Source organism: Azorhizobium caulinodans ORS 571 (genome assembly GCF_000010525.1).
Lineage (GTDB): Bacteria > Pseudomonadota > Alphaproteobacteria > Rhizobiales > Xanthobacteraceae > Azorhizobium > Azorhizobium caulinodans.
In genome coordinates this window covers 1,562,142-1,579,032 of sequence record NC_009937.1, presented here as the reverse complement: position 1 = coordinate 1,579,032, position 16,891 = coordinate 1,562,142, and the positions used below count along the sequence as shown (strand labels likewise).

16 protein-coding genes are annotated in these 16,891 nt (G+C 67.4%); 9 read left to right on the top strand and 7 right to left on the bottom strand.

All coding sequences use genetic code 11. The annotated features are described in order from the left end of the window. Positions 1-39 precede the first annotated feature (39 nt). Positions 40-228, bottom strand: coding sequence for a hypothetical protein (locus AZC_RS07185; RefSeq protein ID WP_043879032.1), 189 nt, complete (start codon positions 226-228; stop codon positions 40-42). Positions 229-642: 414 nt separating this feature from the next. On the opposite strand from AZC_RS07185, the gene AZC_RS07180 reads away from it, so the two are divergent. From AZC_RS07180 to tehA, 4 genes are all read left to right on the top strand, one after another. Next, entirely contained in the window at positions 643-1,095 is a 453-nt protein-coding gene (locus AZC_RS07180) for a (2Fe-2S)-binding protein (protein ID WP_012169922.1), read from the top strand. After that, on the top strand, positions 1,079-3,265 hold the full coding sequence (locus AZC_RS07175) for a xanthine dehydrogenase family protein molybdopterin-binding subunit (RefSeq protein WP_197531786.1): 2,187 nt from the start codon (positions 1,079-1,081) through the stop codon (positions 3,263-3,265). Before AZC_RS07180 ends, AZC_RS07175 begins: the two co-directional genes overlap by 17 nt. Positions 3,266-3,268: 3 nt before the next feature. Beyond that, positions 3,269-4,603, top strand: a complete 1,335-nt coding sequence (locus AZC_RS07170) for a c-type cytochrome (RefSeq protein ID WP_012169920.1) — start codon at positions 3,269-3,271, stop codon at positions 4,601-4,603. 65 nt (positions 4,604-4,668) lie between these two features. Beyond that, positions 4,669-5,661 (top strand): dicarboxylate transporter/tellurite-resistance protein TehA, encoded by a 993-nt coding sequence (gene tehA, locus AZC_RS07165; RefSeq protein ID WP_012169919.1) that lies wholly within the window; start codon positions 4,669-4,671, stop codon positions 5,659-5,661. A gap of 21 nt (positions 5,662-5,682) precedes the next feature. Here tehA and AZC_RS07160 read toward each other — a convergent pair whose 3' ends face one another. Further along, positions 5,683-6,516, bottom strand: coding sequence for an alpha/beta fold hydrolase (locus AZC_RS07160; protein ID WP_012169918.1), 834 nt, complete (start codon positions 6,514-6,516; stop codon positions 5,683-5,685). 63 nt (positions 6,517-6,579) lie between these two features. Next, the gene (locus AZC_RS07155) at positions 6,580-7,443 is read right to left on the bottom strand and encodes an aldo/keto reductase (RefSeq protein WP_012169917.1); all 864 of its coding nucleotides are present in this window, start codon (positions 7,441-7,443) and stop codon (positions 6,580-6,582) included. A gap of 243 nt (positions 7,444-7,686) precedes the next feature. Here AZC_RS07155 and AZC_RS07150 point away from each other — a divergent pair, with 243 nt between their 5' ends. From AZC_RS07150 to AZC_RS07140, 3 genes are all read left to right on the top strand, one after another. Continuing rightward, positions 7,687-8,697 (top strand): GlxA family transcriptional regulator, encoded by a 1,011-nt coding sequence (locus tag AZC_RS07150; protein WP_012169916.1) that lies wholly within the window; start codon positions 7,687-7,689, stop codon positions 8,695-8,697. Between the two features lie 196 nt (positions 8,698-8,893). After that, positions 8,894-9,631 (top strand): alpha/beta fold hydrolase, encoded by a 738-nt coding sequence (locus AZC_RS07145; RefSeq protein ID WP_244421807.1) that lies wholly within the window; start codon positions 8,894-8,896, stop codon positions 9,629-9,631. Between the two features lie 364 nt (positions 9,632-9,995). Further along, on the top strand, positions 9,996-11,228 hold the full coding sequence (locus AZC_RS07140) for an MFS transporter (RefSeq protein ID WP_043880116.1): 1,233 nt from the start codon (positions 9,996-9,998) through the stop codon (positions 11,226-11,228). Between the two features lie 101 nt (positions 11,229-11,329). Here AZC_RS07140 and AZC_RS07135 read toward each other — a convergent pair whose 3' ends face one another. The 3 genes from AZC_RS07135 to AZC_RS07125 form a co-directional block, all read right to left on the bottom strand. Continuing rightward, positions 11,330-12,049 carry a hypothetical protein gene (locus tag AZC_RS07135; protein ID WP_012169913.1) on the bottom strand — a complete coding sequence of 240 codons (720 nt, stop codon included), beginning with the start codon at positions 12,047-12,049 and terminating at the stop codon, positions 11,330-11,332. Positions 12,050-12,078: 29 nt separating this feature from the next. Next, positions 12,079-12,906, bottom strand: coding sequence for an alpha/beta fold hydrolase (locus AZC_RS07130; protein WP_012169912.1), 828 nt, complete (start codon positions 12,904-12,906; stop codon positions 12,079-12,081). 87 nt (positions 12,907-12,993) lie between these two features. After that, entirely contained in the window at positions 12,994-13,836 is an 843-nt protein-coding gene (locus AZC_RS07125; RefSeq protein WP_012169911.1) for an alpha/beta fold hydrolase, read from the bottom strand. A gap of 351 nt (positions 13,837-14,187) precedes the next feature. Here AZC_RS07125 and AZC_RS07120 point away from each other — a divergent pair, with 351 nt between their 5' ends. After that, positions 14,188-14,649, top strand: a complete 462-nt coding sequence (locus AZC_RS07120) for a MarR family winged helix-turn-helix transcriptional regulator (RefSeq protein WP_173362967.1) — start codon at positions 14,188-14,190, stop codon at positions 14,647-14,649. A gap of 42 nt (positions 14,650-14,691) precedes the next feature. Further along, positions 14,692-15,093 carry a DUF1398 domain-containing protein gene (locus AZC_RS07115; protein ID WP_012169909.1) on the top strand — a complete coding sequence of 134 codons (402 nt, stop codon included), beginning with the start codon at positions 14,692-14,694 and terminating at the stop codon, positions 15,091-15,093. A gap of 411 nt (positions 15,094-15,504) precedes the next feature. Here AZC_RS07115 and AZC_RS07105 read toward each other — a convergent pair whose 3' ends face one another. Beyond that, positions 15,505-16,875, bottom strand: a complete 1,371-nt coding sequence (locus AZC_RS07105; protein WP_012169908.1) for an MATE family efflux transporter — start codon at positions 16,873-16,875, stop codon at positions 15,505-15,507. Positions 16,876-16,891: the final 16 nt, after the last annotated feature.

Below are 16,891 nucleotides of genomic sequence, written 5' to 3'. Positions count from 1 at the left end.
CCGCAAGATGGGCATCCCGGCCCTTCAGGACAACCCGGATCAGCCCGTGCGCGGCAGGTGCCAGAGGTCGTCGAGGTGCTGGTCGGCCGCGGCGCGCGTGCGGAAGGGACCCGCATGGACGATGTTGGCATGGTCCACGAGGTAGAAACCCATGCGCGTGTAGCCGACGAATTCGGCGCGCTGCGAGTCGTCGATCAGGATGACGCTGAGTTCCGACGGTCGGGCCATGATGACTTCTCGTTGTGGCGAAGGTCGAACTTTGTCGTCCGGCAATTTAGCCGGGCACGATCCGTTTGGGAACGGGGCAGTTCCTGCGAGGCGCGCCGTGATCCACCGCAGGCGTTGTAGTTCGCTTGCGGGTTGGCACGCCCGCATGTGCGCACGGCTCGACGCAACCAGATACCATCAGAGATACACGGACCTCCGCGTGTCGCTCGGATTCAAGGAATGAGCCTCCGCCTCAAGACATTGGAAACAATCAGATTTCTCTGAGCCAATCAGGGAATTCGATCGCTTTCCGAAAAGCATGGATGGCGGCCGGCGACGCCCCGCGCCCGTCTGAAATCGCCTTCTATTTGTCCTGCCCGCTCCTCCCGGGCCCGCCTAGGTTGCGGGTTCAATTTCCGCCCCGGGGCCCTGCACATGAGCGCCATCTCCATCAACGGCAAGACCTACCAGATCGCATCAGACCCAGACACGCCGCTGCTGTGGGTGCTGCGGGACGAACTGGGGCTGACCGGCACCAAGTTCGGCTGCGGCGTCGCGCAATGCGGCGCCTGCACCGTGCATGTGGACGGGGTCGCGGTGCGCTCCTGCCAGATGCCGGTCGGCACGGTCGGCACGCGCGCCGTGACCACCATCGAAGCCGTCGGCGACACGCCTGCGGGCGCCAAGATCCAGAAGGCCTGGCTCGATCTCGAGGTGGTCCAGTGCGGCTATTGCCAGCCCGGCCAGATCATGTCGGCGACCGCTCTGCTGGCCGCCAATCCGAAGCCGGACGACGCGGCCATCGACGCCGCCATGGCCGGGAATCTGTGCCGCTGCGGGACCTATGTCCGCATTCGCGAAGGGATCAAGCATGCCGCGCAGTCCTGAGATGCAGCCCGACAGCCCCACCCTCTCGCGCCGCTCGCTTCTGCGCGGCGCCGCGGCCGTCCTGGGCGGCCTTGTGATCGGCATCGAACTGCCGGCACGGCGTGCACGCGCAGACGAGCCCCAGGCCTCCGGCGCGGCCGTGAACGCCTTCGTGCATGTGCCGGCGCAGGGTCCGGTCTCGCTCATCATGCCCGCCGTGGAGATGGGCCAGGGCGTCTATACCTCGCAGGCCATGTGCATGGCCGAGGAACTGGAAATCGGCCTCGATCAGGTGCAGGCGATCGCCGCCCCACCGGATCGGGAGCACTATGGGCACCCCATCTTCTATGTGCAGGCCACCGGCGGCTCCACCACCACCATGGCCTGGACCGAGCCACTGCGGAAGGCGGGCGCCACGGCGCGCGCCATGCTCGTGGCAGCCGCCGCCGAAGCCTGGAACGTCCCCGCGTCGGAGCTGACGACCGAGCAAGGGGTGATCACGCATCGCCCGAGCGGGCGCACGGTGCGCTACGGCGAGGTTGCCGATCGCGCCGCCGCACTGCCGCCGCCCGCCAATGTGTCGCTGAAGTCCCCGGACCAGTTCCGCCTCATCGGCACGCGCGCCAAGCGCATCGACACGCCGGACAAGGTCACGGGCAAGACGGTCTATGGCATCGACGTGATGCGGCCCGGCATGAAGTTCGCGGCGCTGATGGCCTCCCCAGTGCTCGGCGGCAAGGTCGAGCATGTGGACCAGGGTCCCGCCCTGAAGGTCGCCGGCGTCCGTCAGGTCGTGGTGCTGGACGATATGGTCGCCGTGGTGGGCGACAATACGTGGGCGGCCGAGCAGGGCCTGCGCGCGCTCGACATCGCCTGGGCCGCCGGCCCGAATGCCACGCTCAATCAAGCGCAGCTCTGGGCCGACACCGAGAAGGCGTCGGAAGGTCCGGGCGTCACCGTCCGCAAGGAGGGCGATGCGGCCGGCAAGCTCAAGAGCGGCACGGTGGTCGAAGCGACCTACGAACTGCCCTTCCTGGCGCACACCTCCATGGAGACGCAGAACTGCACCGTCCATGTGCATGATGGGGGCTGCGAGATCTGGGTCGGCACGCAGGTGCCAGGCTTCGCGCAGGCCGGTGCCGCGCAGGTGCTCGGCATCCCGCCCGAGAAGGTCACCGTCCACAATCACCTGATCGGCGGCGGCTTCGGCGGCCGGCTGGAAGCCGCCCCCATCGTCACCGCCACGCGCATCGCCCAGAAGGTGGACGGGCCGGTGAAGGTGATCTGGTCGCGCGAGCAGGACATCCGGCAGGACATGTTCCGGCCGCTCTATCACAACCGGCTGAAGGCGCGGGTGGAGAACGGGCGCATCACCGCCTGGCAGCATCGCGTCACCGGCCCTTCGATCCTCGCTCGCTGGCTGCCGCCCGCCTTCAAGGACGGCATCGACAGCGACGCCATCGACGGCGCGGCCGAGCCGCCCTATGCGCTCGGCGACATGCTGGTGGAATACATCCGCCACGAGAATGTCGTGCCCTTCTCCTTCTGGCGGGGCGTCGGCCCCAACAGCACGGTCTTCTCGGTGGAGAGCTTCCTCGACCGCATCGCGCGCCAGAGCAACACCGACCCGCTGACGCTGCGCCGGGGGATGCTGGAGAAGAACCCGCGCGGGCTCGCCGTGCTGAATGCCGCCGTCGCCAAGGCCGGGTGGGACAAGCCCGTTGCCGGCTCGCCGTTCGGGTCGCGCACCGGGCGCGGTCTCTCGCTCATGCACGCGTTCGGCAGCCTGCTGGCCTGCGTGGCCGAAGTGACCGTGACCGATCACGGCGATGTGCGGGTGACGAAGGTGGTCGTCGCCGCAGACGTGGGCCGCGTGATCAATCCCGACACGGTCATCGCCCAGATCCAGGGGGGCGTCGTCTTCGGGATCGCGGCCGTGCTGCACAACCGCATCACCTTTGCCGGCGGTGAGGTCGAGCAGAGCAATTTCAACGACTATCGCCTGCTGAGGATCAACGAGATGCCCACCATCGAGGTCGAGCTGCTGTCCAGCCAGGAGGCGTCCGGCGGCATCGGCGAGCCGGGCACGGTGATCGTGCAGCCAGCGGTGGCGAATGCCGTCTATGCCGCAACCGGTGTCCAGCTCACGCGCATGCCGCTGGACGCCTCGCTTCTCGCCAAGTCGGTGTGATCCATGACGCGAAAGACGCTCCTCTCCCTCGCAGCGCTCGTCATCGTCATCGGTGCCGCCGCGCTGGGCGTCATCGGCTGGATGGTGTTCCAGCCCGGCCCCTACAGCTTTGCCGGCGGGACGCCCGTCTCGCTGGCCGATTACAAGGCCGCGTCCCCCACCGGCGTGCCGGCGGAACTCGCCAGCGCCGATCCGGCAACGCGCGGCGCCTACATCACCAGCATGGCGGACTGTCAGGCGTGCCATACCGCGCCGGGCGGCAAGCCGTTCGCTGGTGGGCGGGCCTTCGTCCTGCCGTTTGGCACCATCTATTCCCCCAACCTGACCCCCGATCCGGAAACCGGCATCGGCAAGTGGACGGACGCTCAGTTCCTGAACGCCGTGCATCGGGGCGTGGCGCCGGACGGCTCGCGCTACTATCCGGCTTTCCCCTATCCCTCCTACACCCTGCTGACCGATGCCGATGTGCTGGCGATCAAGGCTCACCTCTTCTCGCTCGCTCCGGTGAAACAGGCCAACAAGCCCAACACCTTCGGATTCCCCTATAACCAGCGCTGGCTGATGGGGATCTGGGCGGCGATGTTCAATCCGAATGAGCGCTTCCGTCCCGTGCCCCAGCAGTCGCCGGACTGGAACCGCGGCGCCTATCTGGTCGAGGCGGCCGGTCATTGCGCGGAATGCCATACCCCCCGCAATCTCATGCAGGCGCTGGACCAGCGGCAGAAATTCGGTGGCGCTGTGGCCGAGGGCTGGAATGCCTACAACATCTCCAGCGACAAGGTCAGTGGCGTGGGCGACTGGTCGGCGGACGAGCTGGCGGCCTATCTCTCCACCGGCCATGCGCGCGGCCGCGGCGTCGCCTCCGGCCCGATGGGCGAGGCGGTCGAGCTCAGCCTGTCCCGCCTCACCAAGTCGGACATCGGCGCCGTCGTGACCTATCTGCGCAGCGTGCCGCCGGTGAAGGGTGGCCTGCCGGCGCCCGCCGGACCGGCTCCGGCCCAGCCGCGGCTCACCACCGCGAACAATCCGGTCGGCCAGCGGGTGTTCGAGGGCAATTGCGCGAGCTGCCATGCCTGGACGGGTGCCGGCGCAGCCCGTGAGGAAGCGCAGCTCACCGGCGTGCGGGCGGTCAATGATCCCAGTGGTGCCAACGTGGCCCTGATGGTGATAAACGGTTCCGGGCCTGCAACGGCGCACCGGCCCTATATGCCCGGCTTCGGAAAGGTCTATTCCGACGACGAGATCGCCGCCGTGACCAACTATGTGACCGCCCGCTTCGGCGCCAAGGCCTCCACCCTGAGCGCCGCCGACATTGCCCGGCTGCGGGCCGCGAACTGAAAACGGGGGCTCGCGCCGCGAGCCCCCACCGCCTTTCCTCCCCATCGATCCGAGACCCCCCTGCGATGGACGATCACACCGGCGGGCTGCCCCGCATTCCGGCCTCCTTCTTCGGCATTGTCCTCGGCCTCATCGGGTGGGGAAACTGCTGGCGGGCCGCGCATGAGATCTGGGGCCTGCCCTCGGCCGTCGGCGAAGCAATGATGTTCGCGGGCAGCCTGGTCTGGGCCGTGCTCATCGTCCTGTTCGCCGGCAAATGGCTGTCCGCCCGCGCGGAGGCGCTGGCGGAGGCGCGGCATGCCGTCAATTGCTGCTTCATCGGGCTTGTCGGGGTGGCGACCATGCTTGTGGCAATCGCCGCCCATCCCTATGCGGCCTCGCCCGCTCTGGCCCTGTTCCTGCTCGGGGCGGCGTTCACGCTCGCCTTCGGGCTCTGGCGCACCGGTGTTCTGTGGCAAGGCGGGCGGGACCCGGCTGCGACCACCCCGGTCCTTTATCTGCCGACCGTCGCCGGCTCCTATGTCACCGCCATCGGCTGCGCGGCCTTTGGCTTTCCGGACTGGGGGCGGTTCGCTCTGGGCGTGGGGGTCCTGAGCTGGTTCGCCATCGAATCCGTCCTGCTCCACCGCCTCTATACGTCGCCGGAAATGCCGGCGCCCTTGCGGCCCGTGCTGGGCATCCAGCTGGCCCCCCCGACGGTGGGCGCCGCCGCCTATCTGAGCGTGACGAGCGGACCGCCGGACGTCATCATCTATGGCCTGATCGGCTACGGCCTGATCCAGCTCCTGCTGCTGGCGCGGCTCCTGCCCTGGATCTTTGCCGGCGGTGTGACCGCCTCCATGTGGGGCTTCTCGTTCGGCCTGACCGCGCTCGCAACGGCCATGGTGCGGCTTGTCGGACGTGGCGATGTCGGCCCAGTGGCCACGCTCGCACCGGCTGTCTTCGCTCTGGTCTCGGCGGCGCTCACGACCATGGTCCTGCGGACCATCTGGCTGCTGCTGGCCGGCAGGCTCCTGCCCCCGCCCGCCGTTGCGCCGAGCGTGCCTCCGGCGGCCTGACGCCGGAGGATTGAGCGGCCCTCACGCGCTGCGGTAGCCGCCTCGGATCCAGGCCGAGACGGCTGTCGCATAGCCGTCCGGATCGTCCTCCCAGACAAAGTGCCCGGTGTCGAGAACCGTATGGGCCGCATGGGGCAGACGTTCCACGAGGAAGTCACCATTGGCCGGCGGCACGATGGGATCATGGGCGCCGGAAATGACGAGGACTGGCGTGCGGATCGCGGGCAACAGCCCCTCGAGGCGCGGCAGGTCTCGGGGATAGGCGCGCACATAATCGGCCGCCTCGATCCAGCGTCGACCGAGCGAGGACTGGCGGAAATCCTCCATGGCCTCGGCCGGCGGCGTGGTGCGTGTCATGCGCGTGATGGTGCCCACCACCTGCGCGCCGCCTTCCGGCTCGCCATAGGCACCGGGCGGGGCTTCGATTACGCCCCGCAGGCCCTTGCCGAGGCGCTCCATATTGGCGCCTCCGCTGCCGACCACCACGCTCTCGAACAGGTCCGGCCGGGCGGCTGCGGCGAACAGCAGCGCGGACGTGCCGACATCGGGACCGATGGCGTGACAGCGTGCGATGCCCAGGGCCGCCGCGAGCTTCAGCACGAAATCGCCCATAGGCTGGGGAGCCATGAGGTCGGGGCGGCGCTCGGAACGGCCGAAGCCCGGCAGATCCACCGCCACGATGGGGCCAAGGCGCGTCAACGCCCCCCAGATCCCATGAAAGGCATAGATGCTCTGCGGCCACGGCGCCGTCATGAGGATCGGTAGCCCCTGCCCTTCGCTGCGCACGAGGCGCAGGGAGAGGCCGTCGATCTCGATGAATTCGGGCGAACTGGACTGGAAAATGGCGTCGGTCATGATCGCGCGCTCACAATATCGGAGAGGAAGAGGCAGACAGGCGGGAGCGACCCGCGCCGCCGCTCAGGCGCGCGTTGCGGCGTCAAGGGCCGCAAACTCCTCCTGCGACAGACGGATCGAGGCCGCCCGCACATTGTCCTCCAGATGGGAGACCTTCCCGGTTCCAGGAATCGGCAGGATCACCGGGCTGCGCTGGAGCAGCCAGGCCAGAGCGATCTGGCCGGGGCTGGCGTCATGGCCTGCGGCGACGCGATCGAGGATCGTGCCGCGTTCCGCCAGTCGCCCGGACGCGAGCGGAAACCACGGAATGAAGCCGATGGCGTTGGCCTCGCAGTAATCCACAACCGCCTCATTGCTGCGGTCGGCGAGATTGAAGCGGTTCTGCACGGTGGCCACGGGGAAATACGCGCGGGCAGCCTCGATCTCGCTGACGCTCACCTCGCTCAGGCCCGCGTGGCGAATGACGCCCGTGTCGATCAGGTCGCGAATGGCGGAAAATTGCTCGTCGCGTGGGACGGTCGGGTCGATACGGTGCAACTGCCACAGGTCGATGCGCGCGACACCGAGCCGGTCCCGGCTCGCATGGGCCTGCCGGGTCAGATACTCCGGGTCGCCGCGCATGTCCCAGCGGCCTGGACCCGGCCGCGTGAGGCCGGCCTTCGTGGCCACCCGCACGCCGCCATAAGGGTGAAGCGCCTCGCGGATCAGTTCTTCCGACACATGGGGCCCGTAGGAATCCGCCGTATCGATGAAATCGATGCCGATCTCCGGCAGCCGCCTCAGCGTGGCGAGCGCTCCCGCGCGATCGGCGGGCGGGCCCCAGACGCCTTCGCCGGTGATGCGCATGGCGCCAAAGCCCAGACGATGCACCGGCATGTCGCCGCCAATGGTGAACGTTCCTGCCTTGGCAGCATCGAGAACAGTCATAAGTCACTCCGGTCACACGGGCCCGGATATAAGCTAGGTAGCGCCTTGGCGGTTCGGAACGTCAAATACGCGACCATTCCGGACATCGCCTTGAAGCAGCCGGGGCTGAAGGAGCCGCTTATCAAAAAAACGTGTGCTTTTTCTTTGCGGTTTCGGCGCAATTCATGTTCCGACAAGCCTGAACTGGACAATGGCCGGGTGAAAACCATATAAGAGGCAAAAAGCATTGGCTGGACGAGTGAGATGAGATCCGTTGCCTTCATCATGGAGGATGGCTTCCAGGTCATGGGCCTGGCAGCGATATCGGCGTTCGAGTTTGCAAACCTGCAACTGGGCGAACAGGCCTATTCCATCTCCATCATGTCGGAAAAGGGCGGCAGCATCCTCTCGACGCTGGGCATGAAAGTCGAGACCGCCTCCCTCGGCAGCTTTCCCGATACGCTGATGGTGCTGGGTGAATTGAGGCCGAAGCCGATTTCACCCGTCCTGCGGGACTACATTGCGGCGGCGGGACAGAATTCGCGACGGGTTGCCGGCGTTTGCACCGGAGCCTTCATCCTTGCCGAAGCGGGCCTGCTCGACGGCCGATCCGCCACCACCCACTGGGCCCATTCACGTGCCCTGCAGAGCCGGTTTCCGACTGTGCGTGTGGATGACGACCGCATTTTCATCCAGGACGGCCACATCTGGACCTCGGCCGGCATGAGCTCGGCCATCGATCTTGCCCTCGCGCTGATCGAGGACGACTATGACGCCACCCTGGCGCGGAACATCGCCCGCCGGCTCGTGGTGTATCACCGCCGACCCGGCGGCCAGTCCCAATTCTCGGCCATGCTCGAACTGGAGCCGCGGTCGGACCGCGTGAAGCGTGCCCTCATCTATGCCAAGGAGAACCTGCGCAACCCGCTGACCGTGGAAGAACTCGCCCAGGCCGCGAGCCTGAGCCCGCGGCAGTTCACCCGCGTCTTCCGGGAGGAAACCGGGCAGTCTCCCGCCAAGGCCGTGGAGCGGCTGCGTCTCGAGGCCGCGAAGGTGATGCTGGAGGAAGGCCGCCATCCCATGGATATCGTGGCCCGCGACACCGGTTTTGCCGACCGCGACCGGATGCGGCGCGCCTTCCTGCGCTTCTTCGGCCATCCGCCGCAGACCATGCGCCGCGTGCAGCGTCTCGGCGAGGCGGACGACGCGACCGGCGACGACGGCCTCGCGGCCGACATGCCGGGAGCCCCGCTCGTGCCCGAGCGCACGACCTGAAGCCAGCGCGATCCACGCGCGGGATGGCCTGAATTGCTGCCTTCTTGACATAGGAGACAGGAAGACGCGCGCCTAGCCTGCCACCGTCGACTGCGGTCGAGCGAGGGAGGCACGCGTGTCCTTGAATTCAGAGGTTTATTATCAGCCCACATCCGCCGGCCGGCTTGCCTGGCGCGAGGATGGTCCGGCCGGAGGCGTGCCGCTTGTGCTGTTCCAGCGCTTTCGGGGCACGATGGACGACTGGGATCCCGCCTTCATCGCCGCGATCAGCACGGATCGTCGGGTCATCCGCTTCGACAGCGCCGGCATCGGCCGGTCGGGCGGCACCGTTCCCGACACGGTGAACGGCATCGCCGCGGTGGCGGCGGAGTTCATCCGTAGCCTGAACCTCGAACAGGTCGATATTCTGGGCTGGTCCCTGGGCGGCGTGGTAGGGCAGCAGTTCGCGCTTGACTTCCCTTATCTGGTCCGTCGCCTCATCGTGGCCGGCTCCAGCCCGGGCCCGGTGCCGGATGGGCCGCAGCAGCACCCTCGCGTGCCGCAGATCATGACCAAGTCAGAGAACGGACCGGAGGATTTCCTGTTCCTGTTCTACCCCGAGACGGAAAGCGCGGTCGCCGCAGGCCGGGCCTCGCTCGCGCGCCTTGCCGCGATCCCGGATCGCGGCCCTAAAGTGAGCGCCGCGAGCTTCATGGGGCAGGTGAAGGCGGTTTCGAGTTGGCCGGGCGTGCTACATCGAACCAAGGAACTGCGCCTGCCCCTGCTGGTCGCCAACGGGGCGCACGACGTGATGCTGCCGGCCTATCGCTCCTACGTGCTGTCGCAGCAGGCGCCGGATGCCAAGCTCGTGCTCTATCCGGACGCCGGCCACGCCTTCCTTTTCCAGCACATCGACGACTTCGCAGCCGAGATCGAGCGGTTTCTTGACGAGTGACGGGTCGCGCAGCCCTGTCCAACAGTGGGCATGGCCGGAATCTCCGCTCATTTGGCGTTCGTGAAACTCAGGTTCCCGGCGAAGCTGCCACCCGACCCGATCAGGCCGAGACGGCCTGATCGCTGAATCAGTCTCGACCGGCATCCGCGCCTGGAGCACGTGCCGGCCGGCGTGCGATGCAGGCCGGCCGGGCGATGTCTTCCATCCCCATGAAAGGACACCGTTCCGCACGATGGCCTCCATCGAAGCGGGCCGCGTTCCAGCGCGCATGCAGGGGCCGGTGTCGGTGCATCATCCCGCCTGCCAGGCCTGGCCGGGGCGCGGTGAGGCTCCGCATCGGCGAGACCGCCCGGAGCCCACATCCATGTCAACGACGGAAAATACATCCACCGGCTCGGCCGCGGCCGGCATCCCCCACGAAGCCTCAGGCTCGCTCCTGCCGCCCGCCTTCCTGGCGCTCGGCACGTTTGCGATCGGCACCGAAGGCTTCATGATCGCTCCGCTGCTGCCGACCATCGCGGCGGACCTGAAGATGAGCATCTCCGCCACGGCGACGCTCATCGTGGTCTTCACGCTTCTTCTGGCAGTAAGCTCTCCGATCTCCACCGTCCTCACCGCCCGGCTGCGCCGACGGGACACGCTGCTGCTGGCCATGGCCATCTTCACGGCCGGCAATCTCATCGCCGCCTTTTCCTCCTCCTTCGCGACGCTCATGATGGCCCGCATCCTGATGGCGGTGGCTTCGGGTCTCTACGTGCCCGGCGCCAATTCCCTCGCCGGCGTCATCGTTCCGGAGATCAAGCGGGGCCGCGCCCTCGCCATCGTCAGCGGCGGCATGACCATCGCCATCGCGCTCGGCCTGCCGCTGGGCGCGGTCGTCGGGCATGCCTTCGGCTGGCGCGCAACCTTTCTCGCCGTGGCCGCCATGGGGCTCACCGCCATCATCGGCATTCTGCTCGGCGTGCGGTCGGATGCGGGTGCCGGTGTTGCCGTTGCAAGCCTCTCGCAGCGCCTCAGGGTGGTGCGGCAGACTTCGATCCTGCGGCTGCTGGGCATCAGCCTGTTCTGGGCGATGGGCGCCTACACGGCCTATCCCTATATTGCCCCCTATCTGACCGCCGTGCTCGGTTTCGGCCCCACCGGCATCAGCGCCACCGTGTCCATGTGGGGCATCGCGGCGGCGCTTGGCGTCTCCGTCGGCGGCACGCTGAACGATCGCCTCGGATCGGACCGCGTGGTGCTGGGATCGCTGATCGCGCTCGCAGCGGCCTTCGCGGTGATGGCCCTGTCCGTGCTTCTCTCGCCCGCGCAGGCCCTGCTGCCCGTGCTGGCGGCCATCGCTTTGTGGGGCTTCAGCGTCTGGTCGCTGTTTCCGGCCCAGATGGCCCGGCTGATCGCGGCCGGCCCGGCCTCCGAAGCCTCGGTGGCGCTCGCACTCAACACCTCCACCATGTATCTCGGCTTCTCCATCGGTTCCGCCATGGGCGCCGGCATCATCGGAGCCGGCGTGGTCTGGCCCATCGGCGCGGTGGCTGCCCTGACCGAAGTCGTGGCCATCGCCCTCGATCGCTACCGCACCTCCCAAGTGGCGTCCTGAGCGCATCCGCCGGCGATGTAACACGGCCCTGAACGTCGAAGGCGCCGCGGCATTCCTGCCGCGGCACCTTGCTCGTGACGCACCCGAGGGTGACGGCCCGATCAGTTCAGGCGGATGTCCGAGAGATCGATGGAAACCACCAGCGGCTCCGGCAGAGACGTACCGTCCGCCTGGCGGGGGAAAATGCGCCGCTGCGTCGGAAACTTCAGGCCCTGAACCTCCACATAACCGCCGATATAATGGGCGCCCGGCGTGTTGCCGGCGATCTCCACATCGTAATCGTGGCGCTTCAGAAGGCCCGCATCATCCACATAGAGCGTCTGCACGGTGCTGTGGGTCGCGATATCGCGCGGGAACGTCACCTCAAGCTTCTGCCAGACCTCGCCCTTCTCCTCCCACGGCCCCAGGGACCTGCTGACGACGCCGGGCGCCGCGAGCAGGAAAGGCATGTTCAGATAGGTCCACATGGCGATGCCGGCGAAATAGGCCAGCTGCGGCTCGGTCCACGGCGTCTCGAGGGTATGGCCCGCGAAGGACGCACGCGGCTCGGCCAACTGCTTGAGGAGCGTTCCAGCGGCATCGCGGATCTCCACCTTCCCCGGCTCGAAACGGGTCACGTTCCCGTCCGGCCCGAAAGGCGCGTGCGAGGCCCATTCCGTCCCGAGGCCGACGGTGACATTCGTTTCGTCGAGGGTTCCGGCGTGGCCCTTCAGCGGCCACAGGACGCCGCCCTGGCGCAGATGAGCGCTCAGCTGGGTGAAGGTACGCCACCGGTCGAGCCCGCCATGGGCGGCGATGATCTTTTGAGCCAGCGGATCCATAAGCCTATCCTCTCAGTTCTTGTCTGGCATCAGGCGTCAAGGAACGTCTTGACGTGGGATACGAATGTTTCGGGATACTGAAACAGGGCGCCGTGGGCGGAATCGGGGTAGAGAATGAGCGTCGCGCTGCTCATGTTCTTGAACATCTCGTAGGCATTGATGGACGGAAACATGGTGTCGTCGCTGCCATGAACGATGAGCGTCGGCTGCCGGATTGCCCGGAGCGTCGCGTGCCCGTCCGCTTCCGCGCACCAGCGGATGATCGCCTGGGCCTGAGGCGTGCTGACCGCCTCGCCGCGGTCGGGATCGCGATCCGCCTGCCGCAGCATCGCGCGGTCGACGAAGGCAGCACCGGCGGCCTGGCTGGCGTCGGACGGCGTGAAGAACAGCGGCAGCCGCACATCGCGGGCGTTGCGGGCGAAGGCCTCGTCGACCACCTGGAGCAGATGCTCCTCGCCTCCCCGCGGGGCGGTGCCGGCAAGGATGATGCGGCGAACCTTCACGGCGTTACGCCCAGCCATGACCTGCACCAGAAACCCGCCGAGCGAGAAGCCAAGGAGATCCACCTCCCTCAGGCCGAGAGCCACGATGAACGCTTCCGCGTCCGCCGCCTGCTGCTCCACCGTATCCGGCGTCTCGCCGGAGGAAGACCCGACGCCCGTATTATCGAACGCGATCACCGGCCGGTCCTGCGCCAGGGCATTGACCACCGCCGGGTCCCACGCATCCATGGTGCCGGTGAAATGCTGGAGCAGCACGAGGGGCACCCCGCTGTCCGGTCCCAGCCGCCGATAGGCAAAGCGGATTCCGGCCGCTTCCACATACAGGGTCGGCGCGAGTTCAAGGCTTTTGGACATGCGTCATCCTTCCCCATTCCACATGAGGTCAATTGCCAGTCGCGTTCGGAGACGGCGGCACTCCGGCATGGCGCCGCCGTCCGTTGATCAGCCCTTCACGAAGGCGAGGAGATCGGGATTGAGCACATCGGCATGGGTGGTGAGCATGCCGTGGGGATAGCCCTTGTAGATCTTCAGCGTGCCGTGCTTCAGCAGCTTGACCGCCTTCACCGCGGCGTCCTGATAGGGCACGACCTGGTCGTCGTCGCCGTGCATGACCAGGGTCGGCACGGTGATGGTCTTCAGATCCTCGGTCTGGTCGGTCTCGGAGAAGGCCTTGATGCCATCGTAATGGGCCTTGGCGGAGCCCATCATGCCCTGCCGCCACCAGTTCTGGATGGCTCCGGGAATGGGCGTCACGCCGGGACGATTGAAGCCGTAGAAGGGGCCGGTGGGAACGTCGAGGAAGAACTGCGAGCGGTTTGCGGCGAGCGCGGCGCGGAAGCCGTCGAACACCTCGATGGGCGTCCCTTCCGGATTGGCCGGCGTCTTCAGCATCAGCGGGGGAATGGCGGCCACGAGAACGGCCTTGGCGACGCGCCCCTGCGGCTGGCCGAACTTGGCCACATAACGCGCGACCTCACCACCGCCCGTGGAATGGCCGATGTGGACGGCGTTGCGCAGGTCCAGCGCCTCGGCGACAGCGGAGGCATCGGCGGCATAATGGTCGAGGTCATGCCCTTCGCTGACCTGCGAGGAACGGCCATGGCCGCGCCGGTCGTGGGCGATGACGCGGTAGCCCTGGTTCACGAAGAACAGCATCTGGGCGTCCCAATCGTCCGAGGACAGGGGCCATCCGTGATGAAAAACAATGGGCTGCGCGGTCTTCGGACCCCAGTCCTTATAGAAGATCTCGACGCCGTCCTTGGTCGTAACGTAAGCGGAAGTCATGATTTCTGTTCCTTTCGGATTTGTCGTCTTGGGTGGAGTTGCAGCATCAGCACCGATGGGGAGCAGCGCCATGGCGGAAATACCAGCCGCTCCCGCCAGGAATGCCCGGCGGCTGTGTTCGTGATCTGTGAGGGTCATCGGAATGCACCCGTGATATTTAGGTGCGCCTATGAATACAGGACTCCCCGGCAACGTCTCGGACATAGACACGCAAGATCGGGACATGACCGGGCGCGTCATCGCCGGACGCCAACGGGCCTCGGCCCCTCGCCGGGCAGTGCATGTGCGCTCAGCATTTTGTTGACTAGGAAATATTCTTCATCTAGTTTCCTAGTCAACAAAGAGGATGCGATGCTGGAAGCTGCGCCGGTTGCCGATCTGACGTCACACCTCGGCTATTGGCTCCGGCTGGTGTCCAATCACGTCTCCCATGCCTTCGCCCGGAAGCTGGAAGCGGAGGGTGTGACGGTGGCGGAATGGGTGCTGCTGCGAGAGCTGTATGGCGTGCCCTCCCTTGGCCCCAGCCGCCTTGCGGACACGATGGGCCTTACCCGCGGCGCCATCAGCAAACTCGCGGATCGGCTGATCCGCAAGCAGCTCGTCGTCCGCGAGGATCGCGCGGATGACGCCCGCGCGCATCTGCTCGCCCTCACCCCCGCCGGACGGGACCTCGTGCCGCGGCTCGCGGCCCATGCCGATACCAACGATGCTGCCTTCTTCGGGCATCTGACGCGCGAGGAGCGTGCTGCGCTGGAGGGTTTGCTCAAGACCATCGCCCTCAAGCGCGGGCTGAAGGCGATGCCACTGGCATAATCCGCTTTCACCCATCACCCGAGGACACGAAAGGCCTTCGGCATGAACGCGGAACAGACGACGTGCGCCCGTGCGTGCCTGGAGGCCGCCGAGACCGATGCCATGGCCTTCCCGGACATCGTCGGCAAGCTCATTGGCGCGGGCTTCGAAAGCTACGCGATCGATTTCCGCCGCGGCTCGGCGCTCTATTATCTGCCCTCCGGCGAGAGCATCGAACTTGCCATCGCCACCGAGCCGACGCCTGTTGAGGAGCATTTTAATACGGCAGACCTGCTGGAGGCCATCAGGGAGGCCCAGTCCCGCGCGCCGGGCTACAGCTACAAGGGCTTCTGCCGGAAAGCGAAGGCCGCCGGCTGTGCCGGCTACCTCGTCTCGTTCAGCGGCCGGCGCGCGGTCTATTTCGGCCGCACGGGCGAGACCCACGTGGAGCTGTTTCCGCAGTGACGCACGGGCGGCGATGGTGGAGGCGATGGTCTCTGAACTGATGCTGAGCGCCCGCGCCTCTACCTGGTTCACCTCCACCATGATCCCGCGCTGCGGCTCGCCCGCCGGCATGTTGACGTCGCGTGTCCGGCCGTCGGCATCGACCCGCGTGGCGATCTCGCGCACCTTCGCATCGTCCGGCCCGGTGACGCGGAACTTGAGCGGCCAGCCCACCGGTGGCCCCAGCTCCAGCGGCGAGACGCGGGTGGTGATGCGGGAAAAGTCGCGGGGGAATGCCTGCTCCACGCGGTCCCGGACCGCGTCGCGCTCGGGCCTGATGCGCCATGGTTGCGAACACAAGCCATGTGCCGATGAGGGGCGATGCCATCCAGAGCCTGCCGCGCCACAAGCGGACGGCCAGGATCAGGATTTCTAGGCCTCCGGCACCGGCGACCGTGCCGCCCTCGGCGCCCGCCGCGACCATAGGCGGACCGCGAGTGCGTTGGTGGCCGCATAGAGGGCAAGACCCGAGGCAAGGGCGAGATAGAGACCGCCGGTTCCGAAAGCCTGCATGGCCAGGCGGCCGAGCCCCACCGTGACGGCGACGCGCAGGATGGCGGCGATAAGCGGAATGCCGATGCGGCCCGCCCCCTGCGAGGCGAAATAGAGCGCGAAGCCGGCACCGAAGAAGCCGTAAGCTGGCCCCACGGCCCGAAGATAGGCCGCGCCGCCCGCCACGATATCCGGCTCGGTGGAGAACAGGCGGATCCAGGGCTCAGGCGCAAGGGCCGCGCCAAGGCCGATGGCCTCGGTGATGAGAGCCGCCATGCCGGCAGCGACCCAGGCCACCTGCCCGGCACGCCGGAGATTGCCCGCGCCCATGCTCGCGCCCGCCATGGCCGCGGCCGGGGCGCCGATACCGAAGACGAGCGGCACCAGCAGATATTCCAGCCGCACGCCGGCGCCATAGCCCGCCACGAGGGCCGGGTTCACCGCGCTGACCAGCGAGAGCGTCGCTGCCACCGTGACATTGGTCGAGAAGGCATTGACGGTGGAGGCCGCACCGATGCGCAGGATGTCGAGCGCCGGCCCCACGGACAGGCTGGGCGGCAGTGCCGAGGGCTTCAGCACGCCTTGCCCAGACCAGATGTACCAGCCGAGGATCACGGCGCCCGCCACATAATAGCCGAGCACCGCCACGGCGCCGCCCGCAACGCCGAGCTGGGGAAAGGGGCCGACCCCGAAGATGAGCATCGGCGACAGCGGGATGAGGACCAGTGCCCCACCGACGATCACCAGCGCGGGCACCAGCATGTTGCCGGTGCCCCGGATCATCGCCGCGAAGGTGTTGAAGAGCCAGAGTGGCACCGCACCAACAAAAACGATGCCGGAATAGGTGAGCGCGGCCGCAAGGCCGCCGCCCGTTCCCCCCATGACCGCGTAGAGCCAGGGGCCACCCAGGATCACGCCGACCGTGGTGGCGCCGCTGAGCCCGAGGGTGAGCAGGACGCTCGTCCAGACCACCTGGTTCACACGCCGCCGGTCATCGGCACCGAGGGCGCGGGCCACCGCCGAGAGTACCGCCCCGCCCACCGCGCCGGCCGAGACCATCTGGAGCAGCATCAGGACGGGGAAGACCAACGACATGCCGGCGAGGGCATCGGCACCGAGCTTGGCGACGAAATAGGTCTCGATCAATCCCACAGCCGCCTGCGCGGCCATGACGAGGACATTGGGCCAGGCCAGACGCAGGATGGTGCGGCCGGGAGGAGCCTCCAGCAAAAGGCGGGTGCGCGCATCCATGACAGGCTCCTCCCGT

What these genes read in the sequence shown, in the direction of transcription:
- AZC_RS07185 (WP_043879032.1), bottom strand. Translation starts at nt 228, where the DNA reads ATGGCCCGACCGTCGGAACTCAGCGTCATCCTGATCGACGACTCGCAG.
- AZC_RS07180 (WP_012169922.1), top strand. Translation starts at nt 643, where the DNA reads ATGAGCGCCATCTCCATCAACGGCAAGACCTACCAGATCGCATCAGAC.
- AZC_RS07175 (WP_197531786.1), top strand. Translation starts at nt 1,079, where the DNA reads ATGCCGCGCAGTCCTGAGATGCAGCCCGACAGCCCCACCCTCTCGCGC.
- AZC_RS07170 (WP_012169920.1), top strand. Translation starts at nt 3,269, where the DNA reads ATGACGCGAAAGACGCTCCTCTCCCTCGCAGCGCTCGTCATCGTCATC.
- tehA (WP_012169919.1), top strand. Translation starts at nt 4,669, where the DNA reads ATGGACGATCACACCGGCGGGCTGCCCCGCATTCCGGCCTCCTTCTTC.
- AZC_RS07160 (WP_012169918.1), bottom strand. Translation starts at nt 6,516, where the DNA reads ATGACCGACGCCATTTTCCAGTCCAGTTCGCCCGAATTCATCGAGATC.
- AZC_RS07155 (WP_012169917.1), bottom strand. Translation starts at nt 7,443, where the DNA reads ATGACTGTTCTCGATGCTGCCAAGGCAGGAACGTTCACCATTGGCGGC.
- AZC_RS07150 (WP_012169916.1), top strand. Translation starts at nt 7,687, where the DNA reads ATGAGATCCGTTGCCTTCATCATGGAGGATGGCTTCCAGGTCATGGGC.
- AZC_RS07140 (WP_043880116.1), top strand. Translation starts at nt 9,996, where the DNA reads ATGTCAACGACGGAAAATACATCCACCGGCTCGGCCGCGGCCGGCATC.
- AZC_RS07135 (WP_012169913.1), bottom strand. Translation starts at nt 12,049, where the DNA reads ATGGATCCGCTGGCTCAAAAGATCATCGCCGCCCATGGCGGGCTCGAC.
- AZC_RS07130 (WP_012169912.1), bottom strand. Translation starts at nt 12,906, where the DNA reads ATGTCCAAAAGCCTTGAACTCGCGCCGACCCTGTATGTGGAAGCGGCC.
- AZC_RS07125 (WP_012169911.1), bottom strand. Translation starts at nt 13,836, where the DNA reads ATGACTTCCGCTTACGTTACGACCAAGGACGGCGTCGAGATCTTCTAT.
- AZC_RS07120 (WP_173362967.1), top strand. Translation starts at nt 14,188, where the DNA reads ATGCTGGAAGCTGCGCCGGTTGCCGATCTGACGTCACACCTCGGCTAT.
- AZC_RS07115 (WP_012169909.1), top strand. Translation starts at nt 14,692, where the DNA reads ATGAACGCGGAACAGACGACGTGCGCCCGTGCGTGCCTGGAGGCCGCC.
- AZC_RS07105 (WP_012169908.1), bottom strand. Translation starts at nt 16,875, where the DNA reads ATGGATGCGCGCACCCGCCTTTTGCTGGAGGCTCCTCCCGGCCGCACC.